The sequence below is a fragment of the Streptomyces sp. NP-1717 genome (genome assembly GCF_022695985.1).
Taxonomy (GTDB): Bacteria; Actinomycetota; Actinomycetes; order Streptomycetales; family Streptomycetaceae; genus Streptomyces.
Genome location: NZ_JAAPBF010000271.1, coordinates 1 through 8,795, shown reverse-complemented (window position 1 = coordinate 8,795; position 8,795 = coordinate 1). Strand labels below are relative to the sequence as shown.

5 protein-coding genes are annotated in these 8,795 nt (G+C 74.1%); all 5 read right to left on the bottom strand.

Going from position 1 to position 8,795, the window contains the following annotated elements:
- Positions 1 to 1,137 (bottom strand): glycosyltransferase (locus GXP76_RS31720; protein ID WP_242575072.1); only part of this gene is annotated, 1,137 nt, incomplete at its 3' end.
- Positions 1,134 to 1,946, bottom strand: coding sequence for an alpha/beta fold hydrolase (locus GXP76_RS31715; protein ID WP_242575071.1), 813 nt, complete (start codon positions 1,944 to 1,946; stop codon positions 1,134 to 1,136). The genes GXP76_RS31715 and GXP76_RS31720, both read right to left, overlap by 4 nt.
- A 4-nt stretch (positions 1,947 to 1,950) precedes the next feature.
- Positions 1,951 to 2,262, bottom strand: a complete 312-nt coding sequence (locus GXP76_RS31710; RefSeq protein WP_242575070.1) for an acyl carrier protein — start codon at positions 2,260 to 2,262, stop codon at positions 1,951 to 1,953.
- On the bottom strand, positions 2,259 to 6,794 hold the full coding sequence (locus tag GXP76_RS31705) for a beta-ketoacyl synthase N-terminal-like domain-containing protein (protein WP_374363329.1): 4,536 nt from the start codon (positions 6,792 to 6,794) through the stop codon (positions 2,259 to 2,261). The genes GXP76_RS31710 and GXP76_RS31705 overlap by 4 nt, the downstream gene beginning before the upstream one ends.
- Positions 6,791 to 8,795, bottom strand: a 2,005-nt coding sequence (locus tag GXP76_RS31700) for an SDR family NAD(P)-dependent oxidoreductase (protein WP_242575069.1), incomplete at its 5' end; no start/stop codon positions are given. The genes GXP76_RS31705 and GXP76_RS31700, both read right to left, overlap by 4 nt.

Below are 8,795 nucleotides of genomic sequence, written 5' to 3'. Positions count from 1 at the left end.
GTGGTCGGCGGCGGCGGACCGGCCGCCGGCCGCGCGCAGCGAGCGCCCGATGGACTCGGCGACGGACCGGTGTCCGCCGGTGTCGTCCAGCACGGTCTCGATCGCGGCCCGGAGCCGGCCGGCGTCCACACGGCGGAAGCGGACGCGCACACCGGCGCCCGCGTCGACCACCTGCCCGGCGACGATGGGCTGGTCGTCGCGGATCGGGGCGAGCACCAGCGGCAGTCCGTGCCACAGCGTCTCGCACACCGTGTTGTGGCCGGCGTGGCAGACGACGGCGTCGGCCCGTGCCAGCAGGTCGAGTTGAGGCACGTGCGGGCGCACGATCACCCCGGGCGGTACGGCTTCGAGGGTGCGGCCGGGATCGACCACGACCCCCTGCACCCGGTCGCCGAGGGCGTCGAGCGCGGTCACCGCCTCGGTGAGGAAACGGCCCCCGGCGTCCGCGTTGGCCGTACCGAGCGACACGAGAACGAGGCGCCGGGCGGGGTCGAGACGCTCCCACGGAAAGTCCGCGCCGCCCGCGCGCGGGGCGACGGCGGGGCCGACCAGATGGACGCGTCCGCCCGGCAGCGGCTTGTCGCCGACCAGCTCCCGTCCCGTGAACGCGATCACGCCGTGCGGCGAGAAGCGCGGATCGCCCGTCGCCGCCGGATCGCCGACACGCGCCCGCAGTCCGCCGAGCAGATCGGCCAGCCAGGCGGCCACCTTCGGCAACTCCGCCAGCGGGTCGACGAGTTCGGCCGATGTGGTCGCGGAGGTGACATGCACGATCCCGCGCCGTTCGGCGACCAGCGCGCCCGCGACGGCGTGCTGGTCGGTGAAGACGGCGTCGGGCCGGAACGCGTCGATCGCCGCCTCGACGCCCGGCGCCATCAGGTCGGCGAGCGGGACGAAGAACTGCTCCCAGAGGTGCTGGAAGGCGGCGGGCCCGGCGAGGCCCGGCGGCCGGCCCAGGCCGTGGTCCGGCATGGCGCACTCGAACACCTCGGCCCGCGGGCCGACGAGTGCCCGGATCTGGTCGCCGTAGCCGGCCCACGCCACCTCGTGGCCCCGGCCGGTCAGTTCGTCGGCGACGGCGGCCTGCGGATTGGTGTGCCCGACCAGTGGGGGGACGACGAACAGGAACCGTGTCACCGCACGGCCTCGGCCAGAGTGTGCTCGCGCACCCAGCGCAGGATCAGTTCCTGGGTCTCCTCGGTGCGCTCGACAAGCACCGAGTGACCCTGCTCGGCCAGGACCACGGTGCGGCACGACATCAACTTGGCCTCCAGGTCGGGCACTTGCGCGCTCAGCCCGGACTCGTCACCGAAGATGGCCAGCACCGGGCAGCCGTCGAGGGCGTCGAGACCGTCGTCGATGACCCGTCCCGCCGGGACGTCCTCGGCGAGGGTGGTCGTGGCCAGGATGCGGCTCGCCCCCCTGGACAGCCGGGCGGTGTGCGCGCCGTGGTTCGCCGAGATCCAGCCGATGACCTCCTCGCGGGCGAGCTGGTTCTTCGCGTCGGTGAGCCCGTCGGCCATGTGCCGGGTCCACTCGGCGACAGGCGGCTCCGACTCGATCATGGTGACGGTGGCGACCCGGTCGGGATGCCAGGCGGCGAACGCGGTCGCGATCGTGCCGCCGAAGGAGTTGCCGACCACATGCACCCGGCGGGTCTCGCCGAGCGCGTCGAGTACGCCGACGAGATCCCCGACGAACGATTCGAGCCGGTAACCCGTGGGCGGCCGGTCGCTGCGGCCGTGGCCCCGCAGGTCGTACATGATCACGTCGATGCCCGCCGCCGCGAACGCCGGGCCGAGCGTGAAGTAGTAGCTGGCCAGGCTGTCCGTGAGCAGGCCGTGGACGAACACCACGACCGGCGGTTCGCCGCCGTCGGCCGGCGGGTTCGCCGCGGGCAGCCGCTGGACGTGGGTGGTGATCTCCCCGGTACGTATCTTCGCCATCGGATCAGCCCTGCCCGTCCGCGTGCAGCGAGGCCGCGACGTAGTCGATCAGCTCGCCGACCGTGAGCGCGATGATCTCCTCCAGGTCCAGATCGGCGATGAACAGGGCGAGGTTGACCCGGTCGCCGTAGTGCTCGCGCAGCGAACCCGCCAGGGTCACCAGATCGATGCTCTCCAGTTCGAGATCGTCGTGGAAGGTGGTCTCGCGCGTGATCTCGGCGTCGTCGAGGCCGTCCTCCTCCAGCATGGTCCGCAGCATCGCGGTGATGTCGCCCTGTACGGCCGCCGCCGTGTCCGCGATCGTTTCGGTGGTCATGTCGGATCTCCTGTCTGGTCTGTCTCGTTGTGCTCGGTCGTCGTCCAGGCGACGACGTACTGCCGATCCGGCAGCCCCGGCGGATTGGCCGTCTGTTCCACACGCACCTCGTAGAGCCGGCCCCCGGCCAGCACACGCACGCGCCTCACGTCGGCGGCCACCACCCGGAAGTCCGCCGGGCGGCCCCGCAGGCCCGTGCCGCGCGCCTTGGCCACGGCCTCCTTGGCGGTCCAGAACCGCGTGAACCACAGCGCGGCGCTGCCCGGTGTACGCGCCACCAGGCCGTCGAGCAGGGCGAGTTCGCTGGTGTCGCACGAGGTCTCGACCGTGGCGCGGGGGTGGTCGGCGATCTCCTCGACGTCGATGCCGCAGGCCCCGCGCGCGGCGACGGCCACCCCCGTCTCGCGGCGGTGCGCGATCGAGACCGTCAGCTCGCCCAGCTCGCGGCCGTGGACGCCCTCGGCCAGCGGGCGCCCCGTGCTGTCGTTGCGTACGGCGATCTCGGCCGGATAGATCTCGCGCGCGCCCTCCCGCCACAGCAGTCCGCGCACCGCGTCCTTGGCCGCGATACGTCCCAGGAGCCACTGGCGCCGGTGCACCGGCGGGAGTTCGTCGTAACGGGCCCGCTCGGCGCTGCCCAGCATGTTGCGCATGATCAGTTCGCGTGTCGCGAGATCCGGCCAGCGCTCGTGGACGATCGTCCAGCCGCCCGGCCGCTCCGTGGACAGCGTGTTGTCGCCCGGGAAGCGGTCCACCGCGCGGATGTTGGCGTCGGTGTCGAAGCGACGGTCCTGCCAGCCCGTGAACTCCGCCCACACGGCGCCGCCCGCACCGATCAGCTGCATGTCGGCCGTGAGCGTGAGGTCGGTGACCTCGGTGATACGGATCAGACAGGTCAGCCGCTCGCCGGGACTCGGGTGCGGCCCGTGGAAGCGGATGCGCTCCATCCGGACCGGGAAGACGGTCGTGCGCTCGGTGAGCGTCGCCATGATCCAGTAACCGAGCAGCTGACCGACGTTGTCGAGCAGGGCGCCCGGAGCCTCGGGCGTGGTCAGCACACCGCGTACCCACCGGTCACCGACGGCCGTCAGCTCGCTGACGCCCTGGAAGCGCGGTCCGTGGAACATCCACCGCTCGTCGTAGAGCTGGCGGGCCGTCAGACCGGGTACCCGTTCGGCCGCCGTGTCCACCGGCCACGGCGGGGGCGGCGCGGGGTGGGCGGCGGCCAGTTCGACCACGGCGCGCGAGTAGCCCGTGAGGGAGACCTCGACCCGGTCCGCCGCCAACTGCTTCACCTCCAGCGGCACATCGACGGCCGGCATCGCCTCGATCCACTTCAGCAGGCGCACGTCGTGGACCGCGACCGCCCGTGTGCCGGGTACGACGCGTTCGGCGATCTCCATCAGATGGCCGATGACGGTGGTGGCGGGGACGATCGGCCAGCGGTCGCCCTCGTCGGGCCAGCCGGGGCGCTGCCGGAAGAAACAGTGGTCGAGCAGGTACGGCATCTCGGCGACGTCCACGCGCAGCGCGGTGGGCACGGCGGGCGGTGCCGGGGCCGGCGCCACGGGCGGTGCCGTCGCCAGGACGCCCCGCCGTGCGCGGCGTGCCGCGATCAGCTCGTCAGCGACGGCCGCCGTGTCGTTCATCAGTGCCGAGAGTTCGGCGGCGATCGGGGATCCACCGGACCGGCCGAGCGCCTCCAGCCGTGCGAGCGCGTTGCCGTCACCGAGGGACCGGGCGGCCGGGGGATGGCCGATGCTGTCGGCGAGGAGCTTCTTGGCCTGCTCGGGCAGGGACACCAGCGCCCCGCCCAGGTCGAGCCGTACACCGGGCCGTACGCGTCCGGCCCTCGCCGGGGCGGCGGCGGGCGCGGACCCGAGCAGCGGACCGGCGTCCGGCGCCGCGCCCTCCACCCACAGCGCGGTGACGACCCGGCGCAACTGCGCCAGACCGTCCCGCGCCGACGAGTGCGCGGAGACGACCAGCCGGTCCTTGCCCGCCAGCGTGTCGTCGATCAGCGAGCCGAGCTGACCGGCGCCGAGCTGGATGAACGCGCGGTGCCCCGCGTCGTGCATCGCCGTGATCAACTGCCGGAACCGCACCGGTTCGAGCAGATGCCGGACGAACAACTCCCGTACCGCGGCCGGGTCCCGCGGATAGCGCGCGGCGGTCGTCGCCGACCAGACCGGCGTGGCCTGCGGATGCAGTGTGTACGTCTCGGCGGCACGCCTGATCGGGTCGAGGTACGGGGCGAGCATCGGCGTGTGGAAGCCGGAACGGAACGGCAGCACCTGCCCGATCACGCCCTGGGTCCGGAACCGGTGGACCAGTTCGCCGACCGCGTCCTGGGGACCGCAGATCATCGACTGGTTCGGCGCGTTGTCGTGCGACAGCACGACGTCGTCGCGGCCCGCCAGCTCGGCGAGCACCCGGTCGGCGGGCATCCCGAGCACGGCGAACGCCGCGCCGGGAACGCGCAGCGCGTCCGGATCGAAGCCCGCGAGGAACGTGTCGACCTCGTCGGCGGCGTGGATCCCGCCACAGGCCATGGCCGTCCACTCGCCGACGCTGTGCCCGGCGACCGAGTCCGGCACCACCGACAGCCGGCGCAGCGCCGTGTCGAGCAGCCGCCCGAGCTGGAAGACCGCCGCGCCGTGCCGGCCCACGTCGCCCACCCGGGCGTCGTGCCCCGGCGACCACGCCAGCCCGAACCGCTCGGCCAGGGAGTCCACCCGGGCGTCGAACTCCGCTTCGAGACCGGGGAAGACGAAGGCGGTCGTGCCGCCGCCGGGCCCGAGCAGCGGACGGGGGCTGAACCACACGTCGCTGCGACCGCGCCAGGCCACGCCCTTGGCGACCGCCTTCCTCGCCAGCTTCAGCCGGCGGGCCGTCGGGTCGACGATGCCCAGCCTGACCGGCCCGTCGGCGGGGGCGCGCTCGTCGAGACCGGCCGCCAGGACCGTCGAGTCGTCCGCGTCCAGCAGCGCCGCGAGCGTCGCCCGATCGGGGGCCGCGAGCCGCAGCACCCTCTCGGGTTCGGTGACGGTCGCCGTCGCCCGCGCCGTACGCCCGCCGGCTGTCACGCTCCCGCCGGCCGGGGCAGCGGCGGAGGCGACCGGCGCCGCCTGCTCAAGCACCACATGCGCGTTGATGCCGCCGAAGCCGAACGCGTTGACACCCGCCCGCCTCGGCGCGCCCGTGCCGGGGTCCTCCCACGGCGCGGACCGCGCCAGCGGGGCGAACCTCGTCGCCTCCAGCGCCGGATTCGGCTCCTCACAGTGCAGCGTCGGCGGCAGCACCCCGTGATGGAGCGCGAGCGCCGCCTTGATCAGACCCGCGACACCGGCGGCCGGCATCGTGTGACCGATCATGGACTTCACCGACCCGATCGCGGCGCGCGCCCCCACGGCCGGGCCGAACACCTCGGCCAGGGTGGTCAGTTCGGCACGGTCACCGGCCGGGGTCGCCGTCCCGTGCGCCTCCAGCAGACCGATCGCGTCGGCCGCGCGCGGATCGAGACCCGCCGCGTCCCACGCCTGCCGTACGGCTCGGACCTGCCCGCCGGGATCCGGGTTGAACAGACTGGCCGAACGGCCGTCGCTGGCCACACCGGTACCGGAGACCACCGCGTACACCCGGTCGCCGTCGCGTTCCGCGTCCGCCAGCCGCTTGAGTACCACGATGCCCGTGCCCTCGCCGATGAGCACACCGTCCGCGCCCTGGTGCAGTGGACGGATCCGCTCGCTCGGCGACAGCGCGCCGAGCTGGCTGAACACACTCCACAGCGTGATGTCGTGGCAGTGGTGCACCCCGCCCGCGAGCATCACGTCGCAGCGGCCACTGTCCAGTTCGCGTACGGCGTGGTCGACCGCCACCAGCGACGAGGCGCACGCGGCGTCGACCGTGTACGCGGGGCCGCGCAGGTCGAGCCGGTTGGCCACCCGCGACGCGGCCAGGTTCGGCACCAGCCCGATCGCCGACTCCGGCTGCTCCGGGCCGAGTTGACCGGCGAACGCCGAACGGACCTCCTCCAGCCGGTCGTCGTCCAGCTCCGGCGCCAGCTCACGAAGGGTGCGCACCAACTGGTTCGACGTACGCACCCGTTGGTCCAGCCTGACCAGACCCGGCGTCAGATAACCGCCCCTGCCCAGCACGATGCCCGCCCGCTGCCGGTCCGCCGGCAGCACGGGTTCACCACCCGCGTCGGCGATCGACTGGTGGGCCACGTCAAGCGCGATGAGCTGGTCAGGCTCCGTCCCCGCGACCGACGTCGGCATGATGCCGAACCGTGTCACGTCGAACTCGGCGCTCTGGTCGACGAATCCGCCCCGGCGGCAGTACACCCGGTCGCTGCGCGGGGGCCCGCCGGGCGCGTAGAACTCCTCGTCCCAGCGGCCCGCCGGGACCTCGGTGATCGAGTCGACGCCGTTGACGATGTTGTGCCAGTAGCTCTCCAGGGAGTTGGCGCCGGGGAAGTACACGGCCATGCCGACGACGGCCACCGGTGTGCGGGAGTCCACCGGTGTCACCAGCCCGACGCGGTGTAGACGGCCGCGTGCACCTGGGGCGCGCCCCAGGCGAGTTCACGCAGCAGACTCAGCGGACCCTCCTCGGGGTCGATGAGCTTGATCCCCCGCGCTGCGTACGAGCGCATCAGCGCCGGGGTGACCATGCCGCCGTTGGTCTCGGCGGCGGCCCACGGGCCCCAGTGCACGGTCAGACCGCGCCGGTCGTCCGTCGACCAGCGCCGGCCCAGCTCCTCCAGCGCGTCGTTGGCCGCCGCGTAGTCGGACTGACCGCGGTTGCCGAGCGCCGCGGCGATGCTGCCGAACAGCACGGCGAAACGCGGGCCGCGCGGCAGTACGTCCACCGCGTCGAGCACGGCGCGCGCGCCGTCGACCTTCGTGGCGAACACCCGGCCGAAGGACTCCGCCGACTTCTCCGCCAGCAGCTTGTCCTCGATGACCCCCGCCGCGTACACGAGACCGTCGAGCCGGCCGTGCTCGGCGTAGATGTCCTTGACCGTGGCCCGTACGTCCTCCGTGTCCAGGACGTCCACGCAGTGGTAGCGCACCTCGCTCCCGAGCGCCCGCAGGGCGTCGACGGTGGCGCGCACCTCGCGTTCCGCGAGGACCGCGCCGACCAGGCGTTCCACCTCGGCGGGCGAGGTCAGGCCGGTGGCGAGGAAAGCCGCCCGCAGCCCGTCACGGTCGGCGGCCCCGGCCGTGGCCGGGTCCTCCGCCTGCGCGGGCACCGGGGTCCTGCCCATGAGTTCGATACGGCAGCGGGTCGCCGAGGCGATCGTGCGGGCGAAGCGCGCGGTGATCCCGCGCGCGCCGCCGACCAGCAGCACGACCGACTCGCGGTCGAGCCCCGCCGCCTCAGCCTCCGCCTGGCCCTCGCCCGCGGGTCCCGCGCCGGTGGCGGCGAGCGCGCCGAGATCGGTCGGGGTAAGCCGCAGGGCACGCCGCTCGCCACCGGTGTGGAGGACGACCGGTTCCCGCTCGGTGGCGGCCAGTTCCGTGACCACGGCGTCGGACACCGCGTCGGCGGTCGCGTCGGCCGCCACCTCGACGAGGGTCGTCTTCATGTCGGGGTACTCACGGGCGACACTGCGGAAGAAACCGCGCAGACCGCTGGCCGCGCCCTCGGTCCTGCGCTCGACGGCGACGAGCGTGCCGGGCGCGCCCGCGAGCGCCGCCTGGAACAGCGGGAGAGCCTCGGGCAACGGCGGCTCCGCCGCGTCGAGCGTGCCGAGGAAGACCACGGCGTCGGCGGTGGCCGTCGGCAGTTCACCGGCCGGTACGAGCGCGGGCGAGGCACCGGCCGCGCGCAGCCGCTCGGCCAGCACGGGCGCCGACTCACCGCCGCCGAGCAGCAGTACGGAGGCACCGGCGGCGATCGTGCCGGTCACCTCGTCCAGCCGGGCCTCGGTGAACTCCAGGCGCTGCGGGGCCAGGATCTCGGCCTCGGCCGCGTCGTCCCGCGCCGGGGCCGTCTCCGCCACCGGCGGAACGTCCCCGCCGGTGGGCGTGTCGGAGCCGGTGAGCCGCTCGACGAGCAGGCCGGTGATCCCGGCCGCGGTGCGCGCCGTGCTGAGCCCGTCCAGCTCGCCGCTCGCGTCGACGGGCAGGCCGAGACGTACGGCCAGCTCGCCGGCGATCTCGGCGCGCTTGATCGAGTCGACGCTCAGGTCCGCCTCCAGATCGAGCTCGGGCTCGATCATCTCGACCGGGTAGCCGGTGCGGTCGGCCACCACGGTCAGTACGGCGGCGAGCACCGACTCCGGGTCCGTCGGCGACGTGGCCGGGGCGGCCTCCGCGACGGGCCCGGGCCCGGGCCCGTCGCCGTTCGTCGTGCCGGCGCCCGCCGCCGCGGTGGGGGACACGGCGGCGGGCAGTGTGAGGACCGACGGTGCGGTCGGTGCGGCGACGGCCGCGGGCTGCCAGGTGACGGGAGCCGGGGCGGAGACGGCGGCGACCGCGCCCGGGCCGCCGAGGTAGGTCATCAGGACGTCGCGCTGGGCGGCG